Source organism: Polaromonas sp. DSP2-3-2b2, assembly GCF_049895905.1.
Lineage (GTDB): Bacteria > Pseudomonadota > Gammaproteobacteria > Burkholderiales > Burkholderiaceae_C > Polaromonas.
In genome coordinates this window covers 40,150-64,034 of the sequence record NZ_JAFCTH010000002.1, presented here as the reverse complement: position 1 = coordinate 64,034, position 23,885 = coordinate 40,150, and the positions used below count along the sequence as shown (strand labels likewise).

26 protein-coding genes are annotated in these 23,885 nt (G+C 59.2%); 13 read left to right on the top strand and 13 right to left on the bottom strand.

The features are described 5' to 3' along the window. Positions 1-58: 58 nt before the first annotated feature. Positions 59-388 carry a hypothetical protein gene (locus ACP7AD_RS02270; protein ID WP_426144767.1) on the bottom strand — a complete coding sequence of 110 codons (330 nt, stop codon included), beginning with the start codon at positions 386-388 and terminating at the stop codon, positions 59-61. Then, entirely contained in the window at positions 385-1,824 is a 1,440-nt protein-coding gene (locus tag ACP7AD_RS02265; RefSeq protein WP_426144769.1) for a GNAT family N-acetyltransferase, read from the bottom strand. Before ACP7AD_RS02265 ends, ACP7AD_RS02270 begins: the two co-directional genes overlap by 4 nt. Positions 1,825-1,862: 38 nt before the next feature. Between ACP7AD_RS02265 and ACP7AD_RS02260 the strand changes: the two genes are divergently transcribed. Continuing rightward, complete coding sequence (locus ACP7AD_RS02260) at positions 1,863-3,551, top strand: NAD+ synthase (RefSeq protein WP_426144771.1); 1,689 nt, start codon at positions 1,863-1,865, stop codon at positions 3,549-3,551. Between the two features lie 84 nt (positions 3,552-3,635). Then, positions 3,636-3,974: a P-II family nitrogen regulator gene (locus ACP7AD_RS02255; protein WP_426144773.1), complete on the top strand. Its 339-nt coding sequence runs from the start codon at positions 3,636-3,638 to the stop codon at positions 3,972-3,974. A gap of 6 nt (positions 3,975-3,980) precedes the next feature. Here the strand turns inward: ACP7AD_RS02255 and ACP7AD_RS02250 are convergent, their stop codons facing one another. The 6 genes from ACP7AD_RS02250 to ACP7AD_RS02225 all read right to left on the bottom strand — a co-directional run bounded on the left by ACP7AD_RS02250 (position 3,981) and on the right by ACP7AD_RS02225 (position 7,383). Further along, entirely contained in the window at positions 3,981-4,571 is a 591-nt protein-coding gene (locus tag ACP7AD_RS02250; protein WP_426144774.1) for a TIGR00730 family Rossman fold protein, read from the bottom strand. Between the two features lie 17 nt (positions 4,572-4,588). Next, positions 4,589-4,993, bottom strand: a complete 405-nt coding sequence (locus tag ACP7AD_RS02245; RefSeq protein ID WP_426144775.1) for a diacylglycerol kinase — start codon at positions 4,991-4,993, stop codon at positions 4,589-4,591. A 37-nt stretch (positions 4,994-5,030) separates the two neighbouring features. Continuing rightward, positions 5,031-5,540, bottom strand: coding sequence for an RDD family protein (locus ACP7AD_RS02240; protein WP_426144905.1), 510 nt, complete (start codon positions 5,538-5,540; stop codon positions 5,031-5,033). A gap of 105 nt (positions 5,541-5,645) precedes the next feature. Then, positions 5,646-6,296: a DUF3106 domain-containing protein gene (locus ACP7AD_RS02235; protein WP_426165968.1), complete on the bottom strand. Its 651-nt coding sequence runs from the start codon at positions 6,294-6,296 to the stop codon at positions 5,646-5,648. Between the two features lie 77 nt (positions 6,297-6,373). Next, complete coding sequence (locus ACP7AD_RS02230; protein WP_426144778.1) at positions 6,374-6,820, bottom strand: DUF3619 family protein; 447 nt, start codon at positions 6,818-6,820, stop codon at positions 6,374-6,376. Next, entirely contained in the window at positions 6,817-7,383 is a 567-nt protein-coding gene (locus tag ACP7AD_RS02225; RefSeq protein WP_426144780.1) for an RNA polymerase sigma factor, read from the bottom strand. Before ACP7AD_RS02225 ends, ACP7AD_RS02230 begins: the two co-directional genes overlap by 4 nt. Before the next feature lie 329 nt (positions 7,384-7,712). Between ACP7AD_RS02225 and ACP7AD_RS02220 the strand changes: the two genes are divergently transcribed. The 7 genes from ACP7AD_RS02220 to pbpG all read left to right on the top strand — a co-directional run bounded on the left by ACP7AD_RS02220 (position 7,713) and on the right by pbpG (position 15,311). Continuing rightward, positions 7,713-9,491: an acetolactate synthase 3 catalytic subunit gene (locus tag ACP7AD_RS02220; protein WP_426144782.1), complete on the top strand. Its 1,779-nt coding sequence runs from the start codon at positions 7,713-7,715 to the stop codon at positions 9,489-9,491. 113 nt (positions 9,492-9,604) lie between these two features. After that, a complete protein-coding gene (gene ilvN, locus ACP7AD_RS02215; RefSeq protein ID WP_011801117.1) occupies positions 9,605-10,096 on the top strand; it encodes an acetolactate synthase small subunit in 492 nt (163 codons plus the stop codon). Between the two features lie 67 nt (positions 10,097-10,163). Beyond that, entirely contained in the window at positions 10,164-11,180 is a 1,017-nt protein-coding gene (ilvC, locus tag ACP7AD_RS02210; protein WP_029524610.1) for a ketol-acid reductoisomerase, read from the top strand. Continuing rightward, complete coding sequence (locus ACP7AD_RS02205) at positions 11,161-11,436, top strand: hypothetical protein (RefSeq protein WP_426144784.1); 276 nt, start codon at positions 11,161-11,163, stop codon at positions 11,434-11,436. The genes ilvC and ACP7AD_RS02205 overlap by 20 nt, the downstream gene beginning before the upstream one ends. After that, on the top strand, positions 11,412-12,224 hold the full coding sequence (pssA, locus tag ACP7AD_RS02200; RefSeq protein ID WP_426144785.1) for a CDP-diacylglycerol--serine O-phosphatidyltransferase: 813 nt from the start codon (positions 11,412-11,414) through the stop codon (positions 12,222-12,224). The genes ACP7AD_RS02205 and pssA overlap by 25 nt, the downstream gene beginning before the upstream one ends. A gap of 265 nt (positions 12,225-12,489) precedes the next feature. Then, positions 12,490-14,028, top strand: coding sequence for a 2-isopropylmalate synthase (locus ACP7AD_RS02195; RefSeq protein WP_426144787.1), 1,539 nt, complete (start codon positions 12,490-12,492; stop codon positions 14,026-14,028). A gap of 194 nt (positions 14,029-14,222) precedes the next feature. Then, positions 14,223-15,311, top strand: a complete 1,089-nt coding sequence (gene pbpG / locus ACP7AD_RS02190; RefSeq protein ID WP_426144789.1) for a D-alanyl-D-alanine endopeptidase — start codon at positions 14,223-14,225, stop codon at positions 15,309-15,311. 133 nt (positions 15,312-15,444) lie between these two features. On the opposite strand, the gene ACP7AD_RS02185 is transcribed toward pbpG, so the two are convergent. The 5 genes from ACP7AD_RS02185 to ACP7AD_RS02165 form a co-directional block, all read right to left on the bottom strand. After that, a complete protein-coding gene (locus ACP7AD_RS02185; protein WP_426144790.1) occupies positions 15,445-16,224 on the bottom strand; it encodes an IclR family transcriptional regulator in 780 nt (259 codons plus the stop codon). 93 nt (positions 16,225-16,317) lie between these two features. Next, a complete protein-coding gene (locus tag ACP7AD_RS02180) occupies positions 16,318-17,076 on the bottom strand; it encodes an arginyltransferase (RefSeq protein ID WP_426144792.1) in 759 nt (252 codons plus the stop codon). After that, positions 17,073-17,870 (bottom strand): leucyl/phenylalanyl-tRNA--protein transferase, encoded by a 798-nt coding sequence (gene aat, locus ACP7AD_RS02175; protein ID WP_426144794.1) that lies wholly within the window; start codon positions 17,868-17,870, stop codon positions 17,073-17,075. The genes ACP7AD_RS02180 and aat overlap by 4 nt, the downstream gene beginning before the upstream one ends. 99 nt (positions 17,871-17,969) lie before the next feature. Further along, positions 17,970-18,599: a uracil phosphoribosyltransferase gene (gene upp, locus ACP7AD_RS02170; protein WP_426144795.1), complete on the bottom strand. Its 630-nt coding sequence runs from the start codon at positions 18,597-18,599 to the stop codon at positions 17,970-17,972. Between the two features lie 37 nt (positions 18,600-18,636). Next, a complete protein-coding gene (locus ACP7AD_RS02165; RefSeq protein ID WP_426144796.1) occupies positions 18,637-20,151 on the bottom strand; it encodes a helicase HerA-like domain-containing protein in 1,515 nt (504 codons plus the stop codon). Positions 20,152-20,244: 93 nt separating this feature from the next. Here ACP7AD_RS02165 and ACP7AD_RS02160 point away from each other — a divergent pair, with 93 nt between their 5' ends. Genes ACP7AD_RS02160 through nadD form a run of 4 tightly spaced genes read left to right on the top strand, consistent with a single transcriptional unit; the run spans position 20,245 to position 23,864 of the window. Beyond that, positions 20,245-20,970, top strand: coding sequence for a YebC/PmpR family DNA-binding transcriptional regulator (locus ACP7AD_RS02160; protein WP_426144798.1), 726 nt, complete (start codon positions 20,245-20,247; stop codon positions 20,968-20,970). Between the two features lie 39 nt (positions 20,971-21,009). Next, positions 21,010-22,302, top strand: a complete 1,293-nt coding sequence (gene purD / locus ACP7AD_RS02155) for a phosphoribosylamine--glycine ligase (RefSeq protein ID WP_426144799.1) — start codon at positions 21,010-21,012, stop codon at positions 22,300-22,302. A 9-nt stretch (positions 22,303-22,311) separates the two neighbouring features. Continuing rightward, positions 22,312-23,235, top strand: a complete 924-nt coding sequence (gene hemF, locus ACP7AD_RS02150) for an oxygen-dependent coproporphyrinogen oxidase (RefSeq protein ID WP_426144801.1) — start codon at positions 22,312-22,314, stop codon at positions 23,233-23,235. Continuing rightward, a complete protein-coding gene (nadD, locus tag ACP7AD_RS02145; protein WP_426144803.1) occupies positions 23,232-23,864 on the top strand; it encodes a nicotinate (nicotinamide) nucleotide adenylyltransferase in 633 nt (210 codons plus the stop codon). The genes hemF and nadD overlap by 4 nt, the downstream gene beginning before the upstream one ends. Positions 23,865-23,885: the final 21 nt, after the last annotated feature.

The window sequence follows — 23,885 nt, the reverse complement described above, 5'->3', positions numbered from 1 at the left end:
TGCGCAATCAGCGCGGGCGTAAGCAGCTATCAATAAAGAAGCATTGAAGCCTTGATGTTCAGAGGCTGATTTCAAACCGTGCGTCACCCGTGTCGCGGTTCAGCGGCTTGAGCGCCGTCATGATGGCTTTATCCTCGGCGTTTTCCCAGAGTGCGATCACTTCGCGTTCGGCAGCATGGTCGGCGTCGGCCAGTTCCTCGGGCGCCAAATGGCGGGTGAGCGACCGCGCCAGCATGCACGCCTGCAGCGTGGGCACGACCAGATCGCGGCCGCCGACGCCGGCTTCCAGCGCCATGCGAAAACGCAGTTCGGCGGCGCTGCGCTCGACGGCGCTCAGGCCGGTGGCGTCAACCAGCTTGACGGTGTAGGGGGCAGTCTTTTCGCTCATGAGGGGATTGTCGGGTCTGTTGGGTGTTGAAGAAGTGCCGGCGCCTTGAAGGGGCTGCGCCGCTCCAGGTCTTCCATGTATTGGTCGATGCCCGCGCCTTCGCGCTCCAGGAAACGCTCGACGGCGTCGGCAAAGGACGGGTGCGCCAGCCAGTGCGCACTGGTGGTCTTGACGGGCAGCAGGGCTCTGGCCATCTTGTGCTCCCCTTGCGCGCCGCCTTCAAAACTTTGAAAGCCATGCGCAATGCACCATTCGATGGGCTGGTAGTAGCAGGCCTCGAAGTGCAGGCAATCCACCCGCGCCAGCGCGCCCCAGTAGCGCCCGTAGGCGGTCAAGCCTTGAGGTGGCGGGTTCGCTGAACTTTCTGGCTGTCCTGGATGATTTTCAGTATCAAAACGGTCATTTGCGCAATCAGGACGGGCGCTGACAGCTATCAAACTGCTAGCAACGGGGGTTTCGCCATGCTCGGCCACGAACAGCAGCCAGTTCTCCGGCATAGTGCTTTCCATGCGATGAAAGAAGTCGCGGCTCAGGTAAGGCGCATTGCCGTGCTCCAGGTAGGTGCGCTCATAGCAGCGGTAGAAAAAATCCCAGTCGGCGCTTGAAATCTGCGGTCCCAGCGACCAGCGAAAGGTAATCCCGGCGTCCCGCACCTTGCGGCGTTCCTGGCGGATTTTCTTGCGCTTTTCCTGGCTCAGCGTCATCAGGAAGTCGTCGAAGTCCTTGAACAAGCCAGTCCCTTCAAGAGGCAGCGCGGTACGCGCAGCGACAGACGTGGAGGCGGCAGTTCCCTGCGAGTCAGGGCCGTGGAACCGGCTTTGCCGGGCCGCAGGCGCAGCGGCCCCCTCGGGGGGCAGCGCACCACGCGCAGCGGGAAGCGTGGGGGCTTTATTGGTCCAGTGAAACTGCACGGTGTGGCGCAGCATCAATCCAGCGTCTTCGCAGGCTTTCACATCGTCATCGGCGCCAAACAGCAGATGCAGCGAAGACAGTTTTTCCTCATCGCACCAGGCCACCAGCGCGTTGACCAGCAGCGCACGCTCGGCCGGGTTGCGCGCCAGCAGCCGTGCGCCGGGCACGGGCGTGAACGGCACGGCGACCAGCGCCTTGGGGTAGTAGTTCAGGCCGTTTTGCGCATAGGCATTGGCCCAGGCCCAGTCAAAAACGTATTCGCCGTAGGAATGCGCCTTGAGGTACAGGGGACAAGCCCCGGCCAGCGTGTCGCCCTGCCACAAGGTGACAAAGCGTGGCGTCCAGCCGGTCTTGGGCGTGGCGCTGCCGCTGGCGTGCAGCGCGGCCAGGTACTCGTGGCGCATGAAGGGGTTTACGGTGGCGTCCGGGCCTTGCGCGGCCAGCAGGGCATTCCACTGGCCGGCATTCACGGCCAGCGGCGAATCTAGGATGCGGATGACATAATCGTTTGACTTGTTTTTCACGTGTTTCTTGGCGTTTTTTTCAGGGTTCGATTTTTCACATGTCACTCAAAATCTGCGTTGCCCAATTGAACTACTGCGTCGGCGACATGACCGGCAATGCGCAAAAAATTATCGCCGCCGCCCGCACCGCCTACCAGCAGGGCGCCCGGCTGGTGCTGACGCCGGAAATGGCGATTTGCGGCTACGCGGCCGAAGACCTGTTTTTGCGGACCTCGTTCATCCAGGCCTGTGATGATGCCGTGAATCTGGTGGCCCGTGAGCTGGCCGGGTTAAAAGGCTTGAGCGTCGTCGTCGGCACGCCCACGCACGGCGACAGCGGCCTGGGCCTGCGCACCCGAAGCGTGGCCGTGCAGCAGCGCCACAATGCCGCACGGGTGCTGCGCGAAGGCCGCATCATTGAAAGCTACGCCAAGCGCGAACTGCCCAACTACCAGGTGTTTGACGAGCGCCGCTATTTCACGCCCGGTCAAGGCACCTGTGTGTTTCAGGCCGGCGAAGGCATTGACGCGGTCAGCATCGGCCTGCTGATCTGCGAAGACGCCTGGTTCGAGGAACCCGCGCGGCTGGCCAAGCAGGCCGGCGCTGAGTTGCTGGTGGTCATCAACGCCTCGCCGTTTCACGTCGGCAAGGGCAGCGAGCGCGAACTGATGATGCGCGAACGCTGCCTGGCGACCGGCTTGCCGCTGGTCTATGCGCACTTGGTCGGCGGCCAGGACGAAATCGTTTTCGAGGGCCATTCATTTGCCCTGCAGGCCGACGGGCTGCTTGCTGGCCGGGCCGAGAGTTTTAAGGAAAATCTGTTTTTTGCGCAGGCGGGACGGGCGCAGGGTGCTATTGAACTGGTAGCGGACAGCGTGCCTTTGCGCAGCCCCGAGGCTGACCTCTGGGATGCGCTGGTGCTGGGCGTGCGCGACTACCTGGGCAAGAACGGCTTTCCCGGCGCCATTCTGGGCCTGTCGGGCGGTATCGACTCGGCGCTGGTGCTGGCCATCGCGGTCGATGCCCTGGGAGCGGACAAGGTGCGCACGGTGATGATGCCGTCGCCCTACACGGCCGACATTTCCTGGATCGACGCGCGCGACATGGCCGAACGCATGGGGGTGCGCTACGACGAGATATCCATCGTTCCCGAATTTGAAGCCTTCAAGGCCTCGCTGGCCGGCGAGTTCAAGGGGCTGGCCGAGGACACCACCGAGGAAAACATCCAGGCGCGCATCCGGGGCGTGTTTCTGATGGCGCTGTCCAACAAGTTCGGCTCGATTGTCCTGACCACCGGCAACAAGAGCGAAATGGCGACCGGCTACTGCACGCTGTATGGCGACATGGCCGGCGGCTTCGCGGTCATCAAGGACCTGCTCAAAACCACGGTGTTCCGCCTGGCCCGCTGGCGCAACGAGAACGACCCCTACGGCACCGCAAGCAGCCCGATCCCGGAGCGCATCATCACGCGCCCGCCCAGCGCCGAGCTGCGTGCCGACCAGACCGACCAGGATAGTTTGCCCCCCTACGACGTGCTCGACGACATCCTCAAGCGCTACATGGAAAACGACCAGAGCGTCGACGCCATCGTGGACGCAGGCTTCGAGCGGGCTGTGGTCGAGCGCGTGGCCCGGCTCATCCGCATCAATGAATACAAACGCCGTCAGGCGCCGGTCGGCATCCGTGTGAGCCACAGGAGTTTCGGCAAGGATTGGCGTTATCCTATTACCAGCAAGTTTGGCGCCTGACGACCGGTAGCGATTCACAATCGTTACATCTCCGACCTCAGTCAGCCTTTACCATTTAGTTTTCAGACCCATAGAGAGATTTTCGTGAAACAAATTACCGCCATCCTCAAGCCCTTCAAACTGGAAGAAGTCCGCGAAGCTCTTGCGGAATGCGGCGTGACTGGCCTGACCGTGACCGAGGTCAAGGGCTTTGGACGCCAGAAAGGCCATACCGAGCTTTATCGTGGCGCCGAGTATGTGGTTGACTTCCTGCCCAAGGTCAAGGTCGAAGTGGTCGTCAAGACCGACGACGTTGATCGCTGCGTCGAAGCCATCGTGCGCGCGGCGCGCACCGGCAAGATTGGCGACGGCAAGATTTTTGTCACCAGCGTCGAGCGCGTGTTGCGCATTCGCACTGGCGAAGAAGACGAATCGGCAATCTAAGCCGGCTCAGATCTGGTCCAGCTGCACCGTCGTCAACGCTGTGCCGGCCGCCTGCACCAGTTCGGTCATGAGCAGTTCCGCATCGTTGCCGGTGCGGATCAGTCCCATCTGCCATTCATTCATGAAGCCGCTCGTGACCGCAGAATCCAGGAAGGTGAGCAGGCTGTCGTAAAAGCCGCCCAGGTTGAGAAGGCCGACCGGCTTGTCGTGGTAGCCGAGCTGGCGCCAGGTCCAGACCTCAAAGAATTCTTCGAGCGTACCAATGCCGCCGGGCAGCGCCAGAAATGCGTCGGCATGCTCGGCCATGATGCGCTTGCGCTCATGCATGTTTTCCACGACATGCAGTTCTGTGCAGCCGGTGTGCGCCCATTCCTTTTCGACCAGCGCCTTTGGAATCACGCCGATGACCCGCGCGCCAGCCGCCAGCGCCGCATCGGCCAGGATGCCCATCAGGCCATTGTGGCCGCCGCCATACACCAGCTGGCCGCCATGGCGGCCAATCCAGGTGCCGACCTGCCGCGCCAGCGCGGCAAATTCAGGGCTGTTGCCGGGACGCGAACCGCAGTACACGCACAAGGAAAATGAAGGTTTGTTCATATTGCCAGTTTCACGATTCATGCCCCAAGCCGGTCGGCCAGCGCCAGCGTCCAGGTGCCTGCGCAAAGCAGCAGGCAGAGCAGAACCGCAGCGCTGCCCATGTCCTTGGCGCGTTTGGACAGTTCATGCCATTCAGGCCCGATGCGGTCGATGGCCGCCTCGATGCCGGTGTTGAGCAATTCGACAATCAACACCAGCATGACGGTTCCTGCGAGCAAGATCGTTTCCACCCAGTTGCGGCCCAGCCAGAAGGCGGCCGGCACCAGCACCAGCGAGACTAGCGCCTCTTGCCGGAAAGCCGTTTCCCTCCACGCGGCGCGAAGGCCGGCCAAGGAGAAGCCGGCGGCATGCCACATACGGCTCAGGCCATGGCGGTTTTTCTGAGCGCTGGCGGGGGAAGGAAACGGAACTTGTTCAGGCATGAAGATCATTGTTGCGGCGCAGCATGATAATGCGCTTTCAGGACGGCTTTGAGCCCGCAGCCTTTGCGGATGCCGTGCGCTTGGCTTTGGGTGGGGTGATCGAGGTGATCAGCCGGGTGCCGGCCCAGGCGTCGTGCCAGAACTGCTGCTGCGGATGAAAGCGCGCCAGGATGGCCCAGATGGCCACCCAGCCCATGGTCAGAACGGCACCGTCCGCAGCCGACAGGCCTAGTATCCAGCTTGCTGCCAATGCCGGCAGAAACCACATCCAGCTGAGCAGGTAGCGAAGCAGGGCACGTTGCTGGGTGATGGGCTGGCCATTCATACCAACAACGCGGATGTGCCAGGTTTTCATGGCAAGTGTCTGGCCCTTGGCCCAGAACCAGACAAAGTAGACGGCAAAAACCATGAATACGAAAGCCTGCAACCCATGGCGGTTGTCCAGCGCATTGCGCGTCTGGCTCAGTGTGCCGAACAGGTAGCCGGCGATGAACACCACGCCGAACATGAGCATGCCTTCATACATCCAGCAGGCCATGCGCCTCAGAATTGACGGTATTTGAATATTTTTTGCAATCAAGGGGGCAACTTATGGTGAATACGGACAGGATGCCATTGCACTGACTGGGGCAAACAATGCCGGGCCGGTTCTTTATCGCTGCGGTGCCGTCTCGTTTGCTGGCGCAGGCGGCGTCGTCGGAGCAAGCACTGGCACTGCGGGCAAAGGACCAATTTTAGGAGCAGGCTTGAAAGCCTGTTGGCTGGCAGCCTGTTCGGGAACGGTGGCGAGTTTTTGCGGCGCCACGGGCTTGACGGCAGTGGCCGCGCCGCTTGGCCTGGGACTTGCCGTGGCGGCGAGTTTTTGTTTTTCCTCAGGGCTCAAGGCTTGGTAGGCCTCCCACTTGGCCTTTTTTTCTTCTGGCGTCAGTTGCCGGGACAATTCCAGCGTTTTGCCGAAATTCAGCCGGGCCTGGGCGCGCTGCTGCGGGCTGAGTGCCACCCATTCATTCATGCGGCTGTTCAGCGTGGCCTGGGCCTGGGGCGAGAGGGCGCCGTAGTTTTTTGAAATCTCCAGCCACTTGCGTTTTTGCGGCTCGCTCATGCTGGTGTTCCAGCTTGACGCCAGCGGTGCCAGGGTCTGTTGCTGCGATGGCGTCAACTCGGACCAGGCTGGTCCGGAGGCTGGGGGCTTGCCCAAAGCCGGTGCACTGGCTGGCGTCGAAGGTTGCTGAATCTGTGACGAAGCGACGGGTGGCCAAGCCAGCAGGATGGCAAGCGCCAGGCCCAGCAAGACTGCACGCATTGGGGCCAGCGCTCGGTGCGCCATGGGCCCGTCAAGAATGCCGGAGGGCAGCGCCCCTGAAAAATCAGCCGGTAGCGTCATTGGGGGTTGGCAGGCTGGCGTCCTGTTTGAAGGAACTGGACAAAACCAGGGTCTGCAAATGCGGCCGGCGGCAAGTCATCGGTCAGCAGCGCAGCGTCCACTTCGGCCAGTTCCTGGGTCCAGTTGTCACTTTGAAACGAATTGATAGCCAACAGGCCAGCAACCAATGCAATCAAGGGCAGCACCGAGCCAATCCGGCTCCACCAGCTCAAGCCTTCGCCGGACCCCCAGGTCAGCGCCGCGCTGCCTCTTGAGTGAACCACCCCGCCGGCAGTCTGGGTAGTGGTGATCTTGCGCTGGGATACCGCTTGGACGCGGGCGGACCGCAGCCGTTCGGAAATGTCGTGGGGTAGCTCGGCCGTACCGGCCGACAGATAGGACGCAGTTTTGAGTCCAAACCGGTCCTGCAAAAGAGCAGCTTTTTTTGGGGGCGAAATCTTCATAGTTTTATTCCTTTGGCGCTCAGGGCTTTGCTGAGGGCGTGAACTGCACGAGAACAGTGTGTCTTGACGCTGCCTTCTGAGCAACCCATGGCGGCGGCCGTTTCGGCCACATCCATTTCCTCCCAATAACGCATCAGAAAGGCTTCCCGTTGACGGTCTGGAAGCGCCTGAATCTGAACTTCTATGGAATGCAAAATCTGAGCCCGTTCGGTAGCATCCTGCGCACTTTCTGTCCCCTCAGAGTTGGTCAAGCTCTCCAAAGTTTCCAGAAGATCGAAATCTCCATCATCTCCGGACGCGGAAAATTCGCTCATATTGGAAAAAAGGGCGTTTCGCGTCTTGCGGCGCCGGAACCAGTCCAGTGTCGTATTTGAAAGGATTCGCTGAAACAGCATGGGCAATTGGGCCGCCGGCTTGTCGCCGTAGTGCTGGGCCAGTTTCATCATGCTGTCCTGAACGATGTCAAGTGCTGCTTCTTCGTCGCGGACGTGATAAATGCTTCGCTTGAAGGCCCGCTTTTCAACGCTTTTCAGGAAGTCGGAAAGTTCTTGTTCAGTTGCCAACGGTGTGAGTCCTGGTTGTCCATCGTTGTCAGTGTGCTCAGGACTTGATGTGTTGTTACATGGGCTTCAGGCCGATGCCCAGCGCGAAATTATCGCATTGCGCCTGCGCCTGCCCCAGGCGTGCCGTCTCCCGCATCGGTGGGTTCATGACGGCAGGCGGGCTGCGCTCGGTGTCATAATGCGGCCTGCACATCAAAAGGCAAACGGGTCATGGCTCGGCGGATTATGTTTCTGCTTATGGTTTTGGCCTCAAGTCTCGACGCAGCTTCACAAGAGCGGGCCAAGAGGCACCCTAGGTATTTCGTTAGAGAAATTCACAAAGGTTCATCATGGAAATCAATAAAGCGGAAATCGCTTCCGCAGCAGCAGCATCTGCCCCCACCAGTTCTCAAGACCTGCGCGGTGCTGAAATCCTCGTCAAGTCGCTTCAGGCTGAAGGTGTCAAGTACATCTGGGGCTATCCGGGTGGCGCGGTTCTTCATATTTACGACGCTTTTTACAAGCAGGACTCGATTCAGCATGTGCTGGTGCGCCACGAGCAGGCTGCGGTGCATGCCGCCGATGGCTACGCCCGCGCCACCGGCGATGTGGGCGTGGCCCTGGTCACCTCGGGCCCGGGCCTGACCAATGCCGTGACCGGCATTGCGACCGCCTACATGGACAGCATTCCGATGGTCATCATCAGCGGCCAGGTGCCGACGGCCGCCATCGGCCTGGATGCCTTCCAGGAATGCGACACCGTGGGCATTACGCGCCCCATCGTTAAGCATAACTTCTTGGTAAAAGACGTGCGCGACATGGCTTCCACCATGAAAAAAGCTTTTCACATTGCCCGTACCGGCCGCCCCGGCCCGGTGGTGGTGGATATTCCCAAGGATGTCTCGTTCAACAAGACCCTGTACACCGGCTATCCGAAGAACGTCGAGATGCGTTCTTACAATCCGGTTCGCAAAGGTCATGCCGGCCAGATCCGCAAGGCGCTGCACCTGCTGATGGCTGCCAAGCGGCCCTATATCTATACCGGTGGCGGTGTGCTGCTGAGCAATGCATCGCAGGAATTGCGCACCCTGGTGGACATGCTGGGTTACCCCTGCACCAATACGCTGATGGGCCTGGGCGCCTATCCGGCCAGCGACAGGAAATTCCTGGGCATGCTTGGAATGCACGGGACGCTCGAAGCCAACAATGCCATGCAGAACTGCGATGTGCTGCTGGCCGTCGGCGCCCGTTTCGACGACCGCGTGATCGGCAACCCCAAGCATTTCGCCCAGAACGAACGCAAAATCATTCACATTGACATTGATCCTTCGAGTATTTCGAAGCGCGTCAAGGTGGACATTCCCATCGTCGGCGATGTCAAGGATGTGCTGACGGAACTGATCGCCATGATCCGCGAGTCGGGCCTGAAGCCCGATGCCGATGCGCTCGGCGGCTGGTGGAGCACGATCGATGAATGGCGCAAGCGCGACTGCATGAAGTACAGCCTGGGCTCGGGTGACGTCATCAAGCCGCAGTACGTGGTCGAGACGCTCTGGAACATGACCAAGGACGCTGATACCTATATCACCTCGGACGTGGGCCAGCACCAGATGTGGGCCGCGCAATATTACAAATTCGACGAACCGCGCCGCTGGATCAATTCCGGCGGCCTGGGCACCATGGGCGTGGGCATTCCCTACGCCATGGGCATCAAGCTGGCCAAGCCGGATTCGGAAGTGTTTTGCATCACCGGCGAAGGCTCGGTGCAGATGTGCATTCAGGAGCTTTCAACCTGCCTGCAATACAACACGCCCATCAAGATCGTGTCGCTCAATAACCGCTACCTTGGCATGGTGCGTCAGTGGCAGGAAATCGAATACGCCGGGCGCTACAGCAGCAGCTATATGGACGCGCTGCCCAATTTTGTCAAGCTTGCAGAAGCCTACGGGCATGTCGGCATGCTGATTGAAAAACCGCAGGATGTGGAGCCCGCGTTGCGCGAAGCGCGCAAGCTCAAGGACCGCACCGTGTTCATGGACTTCCGCACCGATCCGACGGAAAACGTGTTCCCGATGGTCAAGGCCGGCAAGGGCATCACGGAAATGCTGCTGGGGTCAGAAGACCTCTGAGCGCATCGATTCCCTTACTTTACTTTTTTACCCCGTCAACTGACGAATCTATTGACTGCCGAGTCTGCGCATTACCGTGCGCAGTGGAGGGCAGCGAAAAGAGGAATCTTCTTATGAAACACATCATTGCAGTTTTGCTGGAAAACGAGCCGGGCGCTCTTTCCCGCGTGGTTGGCCTGTTTTCGGCACGCGGCTACAACATCGAGAGCCTGACCGTCGCGCCGACCGAAGACCCGACCCTGTCGCGCATGACCATTCAGACCTCGGGATCGGACGACGTGATCGAGCAGATCACCAAGCACCTGAACCGCCTGATTGAAGTGGTCAAGGTGGTCGACCTGACCGAAGGCTCTTACACCGAGCGTGAACTCATGATGGTCAAGGTGCGTGCAGTCGGCAAGGAGCGCGAAGAGATGAAGCGAATGGCTGATATATTTCGCGGGCGAATCATCGATGTGACCGAGAAAAGCTACACGATTGAACTGACGGGCGACCAGACCAAGAACGATGCGTTCCTGGAGGCCATCGACCGCAGCGCCATTTTGGAGACGGTGCGAACCGGTTCGAGCGGCATTGGCCGCGGCGAGCGAATTCTGAGGGTCTGATATGACCGGAATCCGGGTATCGGATCTGGCAGTTTTTATTTTTTTGCTGATTATTTAGGAGCGACAGATGAAAGTTTTTTACGACAAGGATTGCGATTTAAGCCTGATCAAGGGCAAGACGGTCGCCATCATCGGCTACGGTAGCCAGGGCCATGCACACGCCCAGAACCTGAATGACAGCGGCGTCAAGGTTGTCGTAGGCTTGCGCAAGGGCGGCGCTTCGTGGCCCAAGGTTGAAAAAGCCGGCCTTCAGGTCGCTGAAGTCGCTGATGCAGTCAAGTCTGCCGACGTGGTCATGATCCTGTTGCCCGACGAGCAAATCGGCGCGGTCTACAAGAATGACGTGGCCCCCAACATAAAGCAGGGCGCTTCCCTGGTGTTCGCCCACGGCTTCAATGTGCATTACGGTGCCGTGATTCCCCGCGATGATCTGGACGTCTGGATGGTCGCCCCCAAGGCTCCCGGCCACACGGTGCGCAACACTTACACCCAAGGCGGCGGCGTGCCTCACCTCGTGGCCGTTCACCAGGACAAGTCCGGCAAGGCCCGCGATCTGGCCCTGAGCTACGCCATGGCCAATGGCGGCGGCAAGGCCGGCATCATCGAAACCAATTTCCGCGAAGAAACCGAAACCGACCTGTTCGGCGAGCAGGCTGTTCTGTGCGGCGGTGCGGTTGAGCTGATCAAGGCTGGCTTTGAAACGCTGGTGGAAGCCGGCTACGCGCCTGAAATGGCCTATTTCGAGTGCCTGCACGAACTCAAGCTGATCGTGGATCTGATTTACGAAGGCGGCATTGCCAACATGAACTACTCCATCTCGAACAATGCCGAGTATGGCGAGTACGTCACCGGCCCGCGCATCGTGACCGAAGACACCAAGAACGCCATGCGCGCCGTGCTGAAAGACATCCAGACTGGCGAATACGCCAAGAGCTTCCTGCTGGAAAACATCGCTGGTGCTCCAACCCTGATCAGCCGCCGCCGCTTGAACGCCGAGCACCAGATCGAGCAAGTGGGCGGAAAGCTTCGCGCCATGATGCCGTGGATTGCCAAGAACAAACTGGTTGATCAGACGCGCAACTGATTTTTTCGACCACCACGGTTTTTTCAAAAGCCGCGCAAAGCCCTTGCGCGGCTTTTTCAATGGTGGCGGCAAAAATGCTGCGATCCAAAAACGGGTCTTATCCTTGCCAATCTGCACCGGTATGCTTGGCCCGCTGTTCACAAGGCATTGTCTTGTGCGCAGCCATAACTCGCTGCACTATGAATTCAATAGCTATTTGCACGCACCAGTCGTGCCTGAGGAGTACTTTTTATGCATGACGGCGAGGAAAACCTGACAACACGGGCGGAAGTTGTGCTGCGCAAGCGGCGCAAAGGCATCTACATATTGCCAAATCTGTTTACCCTTGCGGCGCTATTTGGCGGGTTTTACGCCATCGTTATGGCCATGAACGGGCGCTTCGATCTGGCAGCCATTGGCGTATTTTGTGCCATGGTGCTCGACAGCCTGGATGGCCGGATCGCGCGTATGACCAATACCCAGAGCGCTTTTGGCGAGCAAATGGACTCGCTTTCAGACATGGTGTCGTTTGGCGCTGCGCCCGCCTTGATTGCTTATGTCTGGTCACTGACCAGCCTGGGTCGTTGGGGCTGGATTGGCGCATTTGTTTATTGCGCTTGCGCAGCATTGCGGCTCGCGCGCTTCAATGTCAACACGGCCGTAGTCGACAAGCGTTTCTTTCAGGGTTTGCCTTCTCCCGCCGCCGCTGCGCTGGTTGCGGGTTATATCTGGCTGATGAACGACCTGGGAATCAAGGGTGTGGATGTGCGCTGGATCACCTTCGGATTGATGCTGTATGCCGGCCTGACCATGGTCACCAACGTGCCTTTTTACAGCTTCAAGGATGTCCAGATGAAGCGCAGCGTCCCATTCGTCGTCATTGTGCTGATCGCACTCGGTATTGCCATCATCAACATCGATCCTCCGACGATCATTTTTGGCCTGTTCGTGATTTATGGCTTGTCGGGTTACGCGTTGTACGGCTGGCGCAAGGCCAAGGGCCAGCAGACAAGTTTGATTTCAACCTCTACCGACGAGCCTGACGAACGTGGGCTGCACAAATGAATTGTGGTACATTGTTTTGATGAAAAAAATTTCGCTAGCACTACTGCTATCTGCCAACGGGCGGAGACGGTAGCGCACGCGCACACCTGATTTCCATGGCCCGTTTGCACCAGCAACGGGCCGTTTTTTTTTGGGTTGCTGGTTTCCTCCAATAGAAAACGCACCGCGACTGAAACCTGCAGACGATTGACCCCTAGATAACCTTTCTCAGCCCTGCTGCATTTTTGCAGTTTGTGCAAACCTCATCCAAACCGAGAGACTTCCCATGACCGACAAACTCATTATTTTCGACACCACCTTGCGCGATGGCGAGCAATCGCCTGGCGCTTCCATGACACGTGACGAGAAATTGCGAATTGCCCGGCAACTGGAGCGGCTGAAGGTCGATGTGATCGAGGCCGGTTTTGCCGCCAGTTCGAACGGCGACTTCGAATGTGTCAAGGCGATTGCAGAAGTCATCAAGGATTCCACCATCTGCTCGCTGGCGCGCGCCAACGACCGCGACATTTCGCGCGCCGCAGAAGCGCTGAAGCCGGCCAATTCTGGACGATTGCACCTCTTTCTGGCGACCAGTGCGCTGCACATGGAAAAAAAGCTGCGCATGACGCCCGACCAGGTGTTTGAGCAGGCCAGGCTTTCCGTGCGTTTTGCGCGCAACCTGATGGACGACATCGAGTTCAGTCCCGAAGACGGCTACCGCTCCGACCCCGACTTCCTGTGCCGCGTCATCGAGGCGGTCATCAACGAAGGCGCAACCACCATCAATGTTCCCGATACTGTGGGCTATGCGATTCCCGAACTCTACGGCAACTTTATCAAGAACCTGCGCGAACGTATCCCCAACAGCGACAAGGCGGTGTGGTCGGTGCATTGCCACAACGACCTGGGCATGGCCGTTGCCAATTCACTCGCTGGCGTGAAGATCGGCGGCGCCCGGCAGGTGGAATGCACCATCAACGGCCTGGGCGAGCGCGCAGGCAATTGTTCACTTGAAGAAGTGGTGATGGCGGTGAAAACACGCAAGGATTACTTTGGCCTCGAACTTGGCATTGACACGCAGCAGATACTGGCGGCCAGTCGCTTGGTGAGCCAGACGACCGGTTTTGTGGTGCAGCCCAACAAGGCCGTTGTGGGAGCCAACGCGTTTGCCCACGCGTCGGGCATTCACCAGGATGGCGTGCTCAAGGCACGCGACACCTACGAGATCATGCGCGCCGAAGACGTGGGCTGGTCCGCCAACAAGATCGTGCTGGGCAAGTTGAGTGGGCGAAACGCCTTCAAGCAGCGCCTCCAGGAACTCGGTGTTGCAATGGAAAGCGAGACCGACATCAACAATGCCTTCATCAAGTTCAAGGATCTTGCCGACCGAAAAAGCGAAATTTTTGACGAGGATATTCTTGCCCTGGTCAGCGATGAAAGCGTTACCCACAGCAATGAGCAGTACGGTTTTGTATCCCTGTCCCAGCACAGCGAAACTGGCGAGCGTCCGCAGGCTTGCGTGGTTTTCACGGTCGCAGGAAAAGAGGTCAAGGGCCAGTCCGATGGAAACGGACCGGTAGATGCATCGCTCAAGGCGATTGAGACGCATGTCAAAAGCGGTGCTGAAATGGTGCTTTATTCGGTCAATGCCATCAGCGGCTCAACCGAAAGCCAGGGCGAAGTGACCGTGCGCTTACAAAATAGCGGGCGCGTTGTGAATGGCGTCGGCTCTGATCCTGACATTGTGGTGGCGTCGGCCAAAGCTTATTTGAGCGCCTTGAATAAACTTCAAAGTAAAGCTGACAGGGTTGCCGCGCAGGGATAATATCTCTTTGTCTGGGCAATACCCTTTAGATTCAATGGCTTAGGTCGGGTCTGCCGGGTAAGCAAAGGCATGAAGCCAGACATTCTGGTAGTTATTTAAAAAAGTCACGCAAGCTCCTGATATTGCGTGACTTTTTCTATTTCTATACACTTCAGCCTCTTTCTTTATCGCAACCCAAACAGGCAATATTTACCATGTCGAAACAGCTTTTGAGTCGCGCACTAAAAATCGTGGGATTCTTTGCTTTGTCGTTTGCTCTGGTGGCACCGACTGCCCAAGCGGCGCCGGAAAAATCGTCGTCCAAGCGAGCGATTGTCAAGAAGCCCCATGTCGAAAAATCGAAAGCGTCCCAAAAAGTAGCATCCGTTCGCAAGAATGTACGCTTTGAAACCAGCGTCAAGTTAGCCCGTGCCAAGCGGCCTTCCCTTATTCAGGCGCTGATTCCCGCCATCCCTTCGTTTGGCCAGATGGCTGGCCTGCACAGCGCGATCGACCCGCTGGATCTGAAGTCCAGTGTGGCGCTGGTGATTGACCAGGACACGCGTGAAGTGCTGTTCAGCAAGAACGAACATGCGGTGCTTCCGATTGCGTCCCTGACCAAGTTGATGACTGGTGTAATCATCAGCGGAGCCAGGCTCCCGATGGATGAGATGATCACCGTGACGCAGGATGACGTTGACACTGAAAAACACAGCCGCTCGCGGCTCAGCGTCGGCACCACGCTGTCACGTGGCGAGATGCTGCACCTGGCGCTGATGTCGAGCGAAAACCGGGCCGCCCACGCCCTGGGCCGCACCTATCCCGGCGGCATGGCCACTTTTGTCAGCCTGATGAATGCCAAGGCAAAAATGCTGGGCATGCACGACACCAGCTACGCCGAGCCCACCGGTCTTTCCAGCCGCAACCAGTCCAGCGCACAAGACCTGGCTGCACTGGTCAATGCCGCTCATGGTGACCCGGTGCTGCGCGAATTGTCGACGTCTCCGGGTTTCCAGGTGGCGGTTGGCAGCCGCACCCTTCAGTACAACAACACCAACCGGCTGGTAAAAAACCCGGATTGGGACATTGGTCTGCAGAAAACTGGGTATATCAACGAAGCCGGCCAGTGCCTGGTCATGCAGACCAAAATTGCCGGCCGTAAACTGATCATGGTGTTTCTGGATTCTGCCGGCAAGCTGAGCCGCCTGGCCGACGCAGAGCGTGTGCGGCGCTGGGTCGAAGCCAATCCGGTGGCGGATCAGAAAGTCAAGCTTAGCGCTTCCGACAAGCAGATCACCGGTTGATTGCCAGCTTTCGGAAATATTAAAACCAGATGCCTGATGCGGGTTTTGCCAAAAACCGCATCAGGCATTGTGCTTTATGATGCTATGGTATTCATAGCTTAAGACGCTCGTGCACTGTGCGTGAAAGCCACTTTTATCTTGAAGTACAGCCCAGCGCCGTCGAAATCTCGTTGGCTGTGGCCTGCAGCTTGGGCAGCCAGCTTTCATCGAGCCGGTCAGCAGGCGCCGAAATCGACAAGCCTGCCACCAGCTTGTTCTGGTCGTTATAAATGCCGGCAGCCATGCAGCGAACGCCCAGCTCCAGTTCCTCGTTGTCCCGCGCATATCCGTATTGACGGGCTTTTGACAATTCGCGTTCCAGCACGGCCAGCTCGGTGATGCTGTTGCGTGTTTGCCCGGGCAAACCCGTTCGGGTTGCGTAGGCGCGCAGGCGCTGCGGATCGTCGGACGCCAGGAACAGCTTGCCTACCGACGTCAGGTGCAGCGGTGCCCGGCCGCCTATGGTGCGTACCACCTGCATGCCCGAGCGTTCGCCATAAGTGCGCTCGACATACAGGATTTCGTCGCTTTGGCGCATGCTCAGGTTGACGGGTTGCTGCGTCAGTTTGTGCAGTTCGCGCATGGGAGCAAGCGCCGCTTCTCGGACATTGAGGCGCGCCTTGACCAGGTTGCCAAGTTCGAGCAGCCGCATGCCCAGGCGGTAGTTTCCCGCTGCCGGCCGTTCCACGAAGCGGCCCGAGGCCAGGTCATTCAAAATTCGGTGCGCCGTGGAGGGATGCAGGCCGGATTGTTCGCTGATTTCCTTGAGGGAAACGGCTTCTTCACGGTTGGCCAGAATATCGAGCAGGGTAAAAATTCGCTCGATCACCTGGACGGTCGGTTTGACGGGAAGATCGTTATCGGGTTTTGTCATGTGCAGGCTTTCTGCTGCAAATTTTACCTTGTGAAATTTGCTTGTGCATTGCTGAATCTGCATGTGGCTGCACTGCTGAACGGAGCGGCGAGCCTAGCCGGGACCGGCGCTGATCGTTCGTGAGTCACTCCAGCAGCCGTTGAGCAGTATCTCGTTGGGCCTGAAGCCGAGCTTGTAATTCATCTTGGGACTCTGGGCGATCCAGTAACCCAGATAGACAAACGGCAAGCCAAGTTGCCGGGCCTGCTCGATCTGCCAGAGCACGCTGTAGTTTCCGTAGCCAGTGCCTGCTTCGGGCTCATAGAAGGTGTAGACCGCTGAAATGCCGTCTTCCAGCACATCGAGAATCGACACCATCTTCAGCGCGCCGGCCTCGCCGTTGGGCAGGGGCTCGCGAAATTCCACCAACCTTGAATTGACGCGGCTTTGGAGCAGGAACTGGGTGTACTGATCAATGCTGTCGTGGTCCATGCCACCACCAGCATGGCGGCTGTTCTGGTAGCGCAGGTACAACTGGTAGTGTTCCGGCAGAAAACACAGTTTGAGGCTGCTGGCCTTGAGGGCCTGGTGCCGCTTCCATGCGCGCCGCTGGCTGCGGTCTGGCACAAAGGTGTTGACTGGCACGCGCAGCGGCACGCAGGCCTGGCATCCGTCGCAGTAGGGCCGGTAGGTGAACATGCCGCTGCGCCGGAAACCCTGGGTGACCAGTTCTGAATAAGCGTCGTTGTGGATCAGGTGGCTGGGGGTTGCGACCTGCGAACGCGCCTGTCGGCCCGGCAGGTAGCTGCAAGGGTAGGGCGCCGTTGCGTAGAACTGCAGGGTGTGCAGCGGCAGGTCTTTTAGGTGCGTCACGGTGTTGCGGGCAATGGGGTAGCTGTCGCCTTCAGAATTTGCTGCCAGTATAGGGAATCGAATTGCCATGCGGGCGCGTTGGCATTCACGTTGCAGCGCAGGTGATCGGCAAACGCAGCGCGGCTGATTTCGGCCGCGCCGAGTGAGGCAAGATGGCCGGTGTTTTGCTGGCAGTCGATCATCGTGACGCCTGTGGCGCAGCAAAAAGACACCAGCGCGGCCAAGGCGATTTTGGAGGCGTCGGTCTGGTGCGCAAACATCGATTCGCCAAAGACCATAGTGCCCAGGTTGACGCAGTACAGGCCGCCGGCCAATTCTCCGTTGATCCAGGTTTCCACGCTGTGGGCGTGGCCGGCGCGGTGCAGTTCGGCATACGCCTGCTCCATTTCCGAAACAATCCAGGTGCCGGACTGGCCGATCCTGGATTTGCTGGCGCAGGCGCTGATGACGCGCTCGAAAGCGCTGTCAAACCTGATTTCGCACCGGGCATCGCTGATGAAGTGAGCAAGGCGCTTGCGCAGCGACCGGTGCAGCCTGAAGTCGGCGGTTCGCAGCACCATGCGCGGATCGGGACTCCACCAGAGCACGGGCTGCCCCAGGCTGAACCAGGGAAAAATGCCGTTTGAATAAGCTCGGAGCAAGGTGGGTGCATCGAGAGTTTCGCCGGCCGCCAGCAGGCCGGGTGCCGGGTCGGCCGTGCCCCAGGCCTGTTCCAGCGGTGGAAAAGCCTGACCGGCCGCAAGCCATGGCAGCGGTGGCAAGGCGGCCTGGGAAGTACCCTTCGCAAGAGGCATGAGAAGCTTCGGTGTAAAAGGTCGTGGACAGTCTGAAATCGATTTTTAAATGCTATGAAATAAATAGCTGCTTACGCACGTCATATAGGCGTAAAAGCCTTATTTTGTTCCAAAAATACGGTCGCCGGCATCGCCCAGGCCCGGCAGGATGTAGCCATGATCGTTGAGTTGACGGTCGATCGCCGCAGTGTAGATCGCCACGTCGGGATGCGCCTTTTGCAAGGCTGCAACGCCTTCCGGACAGGTCAGAAGGCAGACAAACTTGATGGATTTGGGCTTGAGCTGTTTGAGCCGGTCCACCGCCGCAATGGCCGAGTTGCCGGTGGCCAGCATCGGGTCAACGATGACGATGTCGCGCTCTTCCATTTCCTGCGGCATCTTGAAGTAATACTCGACCGGAGCCAATGTGTCCGGGTCGCGGTACAGGCCGATGTGGCCGACGCGGGCGCCGGGAACGACGTTCAGGAAACCATCGAGAAAACCGTTGCCAGCACGCAGGATGGACACCAGAACGAGCTTCTTGCCATCGATGATCTTGCCGGTCATGGTTTCCAGGGGCGTTTGCACTTCAATGTCCTGAAGCGGCATGTCGCGGGTGACTTCATAGGCCATCAGGTTGCTCAGCTCGCTGAGCAGGGTGCGAAAAGTGCTGGTCGAAGCGTTCTTGCGGCGCATCAGCGTCAGCTTGTGCTGCACCAGCGGGTGGTCGATCAGGTGAACATTGCTCATGGATAAAAGGCTTTCTTGTGGTGGTTCGATGTGTGGTTCAGCGTTTTTTGCCGCCAAACAGGCTGCCCAGTACACCACGAATGATTTCGCGTCCCACGGCCCCGCCCATGGTGCGAACAGCGGACTTGGCCATGCTTTGCGCCAGGCCATCGTATTTGGCGCCGCGCGGCCCGGTGGTGCCGAACAGCATGTCGTTCAGGCCGCCCAGCATGCCACCCGAAGCCGATTGCCCAGCCGCACCACCATTGGGCAATGCGGCCGCTGTAGCTGCGGCGCTTGAACGTTCCTGGAGCATTTCATGGGCCGATGCGCGGTCGACTTCCTTTTCATAGACGCCGGCCACCAGCGAATCCTGCAGGAGTTGCTGGCGTTGCTGCGCAGAGATCGGGCCCAGCTGGCTGCCGGGCGGCAGCACAAAGACGCGCTCGGTCACGCTGGGCCTGCCCTTGGCGTCGAGGAAGCTCACCAGCGCTTCACCCACCGCCAGTTCGGTGATCGCGGTTTCTATGTCCAGTCCAGGCTTTTGCCGCATCGTCTGGGCAGTGGCCTTGACGGCTTTCTGGTCGCGCGGGGTGTAGGCGCGCAAAGCATGCTGCACCCGGTTGCCGAGCTGGGCCAGCACCGAATCAGGAATGTCCAGCGGGTTTTGCGTCACGAAATAAACGCCCACGCCCTTGGAGCGCACCAGCCGCACCACCAACTCGATGCGCTCGACCAGCGCCTTGGGTGCATCGGTGAACAGCAAATGGGCTTCGTCAAAGAAAAACACCAGCTTGGGCTTGTCCGGATCGCCGATTTCAGGCAACTGCTCGAACAGCTCCGACAGCATCCACAGCAGGAAAGTCGCGTAAAGCCGGGGCGAATGCATCAGCTTGTCGGCCGCCAGGATGTTGATGACGCCATGCCCTGCGCTGTCGGTCTGCATGAAGTCGCTGATGTTGAGCATTGGCTCGCCAAAGAATTTGTCACCGCCCTGGGTTTCGATCTGCATCAGTCCGCGCTGGATGGCGCCCACGCTGGCGGCGCTGACATTGCCGTATTGCGTGGTGAACTGGCTGGCGTTGTCCCCCACATGCTGCAGCATGGCGCGAAGGTCCTTCAGATCAAGCAGCAACAGGCCGTTGTCGTCGGCAATCTTGAAGACCAGGTTCAGGACGCCGGCTTGCGTTTCATTCAGGTTGAGCATGCGGCCCAGCAGCAGCGGCCCCATGTCGGACACGGTGGCACGCACCGGATGGCCCTGCTCGCCGAACACGTCCCACAGCGTGGCCGGACAGGCCAGGGGTTCGGGCAGTCCCAAGCCGCGTTCCTTCAGGATGCCGGCCAGTTTTTCACCCACGATGCCGGCCTGGCTGATGCCGGTCAGGTCGCCTTTCACATCGGCCATGAAGACCGGCACGCCGATTCTGGAAAAGCTTTCAGCCAGGGTTTGCAGCGTGACGGTTTTGCCGGTTCCCGTGGCGCCGGTGATCAAGCCGTGCCGGTTCGCCAGCGCCGGCAGCAGCTCGCATTGCGTCAGGGAATTTTTACCAACAAGAATCGGCTCGGCCATGATGTGGAGGTCCTGGTGAAACTTGCCTGAAGGCGAGGCAAGCGAAAAGTAAAATGGATGGTGTAGATTAAATCAATTGCTGAAGGATTTTCCGTGGCTGGTCATAGTAAATGGGCGAATATTCAACACCGCAAGGGTCGCCAGGACGACAAACGCGGCAAGGTCTGGACGCGGGTGATCCGCGAAATCATGGTGGCGGCGCGCCTGGGCGGCGGCGACCTGGCGACCAATCCGCGCCTGCGCCTGGCGGTTGAAAAGGCCAAGGCGGCCAATCTGGCAGCCGACACGGTCAAGCGCAACATCGACAAGGCCACGGGCAACCTGGAAGGCGTTCACTATGAAGAAGTCCGCTATGAAGGCTATGGCATTGGCGGCGCGGCCATTTTGGTGGACTGCATGACCGACAACAAGGTCCGTACCGTCGCCGAAGTCCGCCATGCGTTTTCCAAGCACGGCGGCAACATGGGCACCGAAGGCTCGGTGGTGTTCCAGTTCAAGCATTGCGGCCAGCTGATCTTTGCGCCCGGCACGAACGAGGACCGCGTCATGGAAATTGCACTGGAGGCCGGTGCCGACGATGTGATTGCACATGACGATGGCGCCATCGAAGTGCTGACGCCTTACACCGCGCTGGAAACCGTCAAGAATGCTTTGGAAGCCGCCGGCTTGAAGCCTGAACTGGCCGAAGTCACCATGCGCGCTGACAACACCATCGAACTGAGCGGCGACGATGCCCAGAAAATGCAAAAGCTGCTCGATGTGCTGGAAGACATGGACGACACCCAGGAGGTCTTTCACAATGCCGAACTTTCCGAATAAGCCCCTTTTTGCCAACACAACAACAATGAAAGTCACAGCATGAAAGTCTTGGTGGTAGGCGGCGGCGGCCGCGAACATGCGCTGGCCTGGAAACTGGCCCAGTCGCCCAAGGTGCAGGCGGTGTATGTCGCGCCGGGCAATGGTGGAACCGCCCTAGATTCCCGGCTTGAGAACATAAATATCACGGACCCGCAAGCCCTGCGGGCGTGGGCAGCTACTGAAAAGATAGCGCTAACGGTCGTTGGCCCTGAGCAGCCATTGGCCGCCGGCATTGTCGATGAGTTTCGCCAGCACGGTCTGCGGATATTTGGCCCGACCAAGGCGGCGGCGCAGCTGGAAAGCTCCAAGGCCTTTTCCAAGGCTTTCATGAAGCGCCACCATATTCCGACGGCGGACTATGAAACCTTCAATGACGCAGCGGCCGCGCATGCCTATGTTGATGAAAAAGGCGCACCCATCGTGGTCAAGGCAGATGGCCTGGCCGCCGGCAAGGGCGTGGTGGTGGCCATGACCCTGCGCGAGGCGCACGAAGCCATCGAATTCATGCTGGCCCCCGACCCCGAATTCAACCCACTGGGCGTCACGCACAACGAGGGCGGTGCTCGCGTCGTCATCGAGGAATTCCTGCAGGGCGAGGAAGCCAGTTTCATCGTCATGTGCGACGGCAAGAACGTCGCCGTCCTGGCCACCAGCCAGGACCATAAGCGTTTGCTCGACGGCGACCAGGGCCCGAACACGGGCGGCATGGGTGCTTATTCGCCAGCCCCGGTGGTCACGCCCGATGTCCATGCCCGGGCGATGCGTGAAATCATCCTGCCCACCATCAAGGGCATGGAAAAAGACGGCATTCCGTTTACCGGCTTCCTGTACGCCGGCCTGATGATCGATGCGCAAGGCAAGCCCAAGACGCTGGAATTCAACTGCCGCATGGGCGACCCGGAAACCCAGCCCATCATGATGCGGCTGAAAACCGATCTTTTCGATGTGATGATGGCGGCTACCTCGGGAACGCTCGACAAGGTGGAAATGGACTGGGACCGGCGTCCGGCCCTTGGCGTGGTGATGGCCGCGCACGGTTATCCGCTGCACCCGCGCAAGGGCGATGTCATCCACGGCCTCCCCCCGGCCAGTGAAGACGCCATGGTGTTTCACGCGGGAACGCAGCGCCAGGACGGCGCCACGCTCACTTCCGGCGGCCGCGTGCTGTGCGTAACGGCGCTCGGCGGTACGGTCAAGGCCGCGCAGCAGCGCGCCTACGAAGTCGCCCGGGGGATTGATTTCGATGGCACGCAGTACCGCAAGGACATCGGTCACCGGGCTATCAAGTCCTGAATGCCGCTCATGTCCAGCATCGACCTTTCAACCGTGCGCAGTTTTTTGCTGGGTTTGCAAGAGCGCATCACCTGTGCGATTGCCGAGGTGGATGGCCAGCCATTCGTGGCCGACCATTGGCAAAAGGAACCTGGTGAAACGCTGCAGGGCAATGGCATCACCAAAATCCTGGAGCAGGGCCAGGTGTTTGAGCGGGCAGGCTGCGGCTTTTCCCATGTACGCGGCCCCAGGCTGCCGCCCTCTGCAACCCAGCACCGGCCCGAACTGGCTGGCGCACCGTTTGAGGCCATGGGTGTTTCCCTGGTGTTTCATCCGCGCAATCCCTATGTGCCGACGGTGCACATGAATGTCCGGATGCTTGCGGCAACGCCGCTTGGCCAAGACGCTGAACCGGTTTGCTGGTTTGGCGGCGGCATGGACCTGACGCCTTTTTACGGCTTTGACGAAGATGCCGTGCATTTCCATCAGGTGTGCAAGGACGCACTGGCGCCATTTGGCGACGATAAATACCCGCGCTTCAAGCAGTGGTGCGATGAGTATTTTTACCTCAAGCACCGGCAGGAGCAGCGCGGCATCGGCGGCGTGTTCTTCGATGACTTTCAGGAGCTTGGCTTGGCGCAGAGCTTTGCGATGATGCAAGGCGTTGGCGATTCCTTCCTGCAGGCGTATCTGCCGATTGTCGAACGCCGCAAGGACATCCCCTTTGGCCAGCGTGAGCGCGATTTCCAGTTGTACCGCCGGGGCCGCTATGTGGAGTTCAACCTGGTCTGGGACCGGGGCACCCATTTCGGCCTGCAGTCGGGTGGACGAACCGAATCGATCCTGATGTCCATGCCGCCGCTGGCAAGCTGGACCTACCAGCGGCCAAATGAAGCCGGATCGCCTGAAGCACGCCTGTATTCAGAGTTTCTTGCCAGGCGGGACTGGGTTTGAGTACTAACGCGAGCGGCCAGCCCCGATGCATCGGCGTGTTTGGTGGTGCGTTTGACCCGCCGCACAATGCCCATGTCGCATTGGCCAGGGCAGCGCTGGCGCAGTTCGATCTTGATGTGCTGCACGTCATCCCGACCGGCCAGGCATGGCACAAGGCCAGGGCGCTCAGCGCCCCCGAACACCGGCTGGCCATGGCCCGGCTGGCGTTCGGCAGCATTGATGGCGTCATGGTGGACGCGCGCGAATTGCAGCGCACGGGCCCTACCTTTACCATTGATACCTTGAAGGCCTTGCAAGCCGAGAATCCCGGGTGCCAGCTCTACCTGTTCATAGGCGCAGACCAGTTCGCCACCTTTGCCCAATGGCATCAATGGAGGGAGATTCTTGAAATCGCTATAATTTGCATAGCTGACCGCACAGAATCCGCGCTGACTCAAATCCAGTTTGATGCTTACGCGCCGCACCATCACCGCTTTTTCCTTCTCAAGTTGCCCTTGATGCCGGTCAGCGCGACCCAGATTCGCCAAATGATGGCTTCGGGCGCGACCACCGCTAAAGAAGCCAGGAAATTGGTTCCTGACGCGGTCGCACGTTATATTTCGCTCTATCACCTGTACGGCCACGGTTAATTTTCACCTTATTGAAGCAAA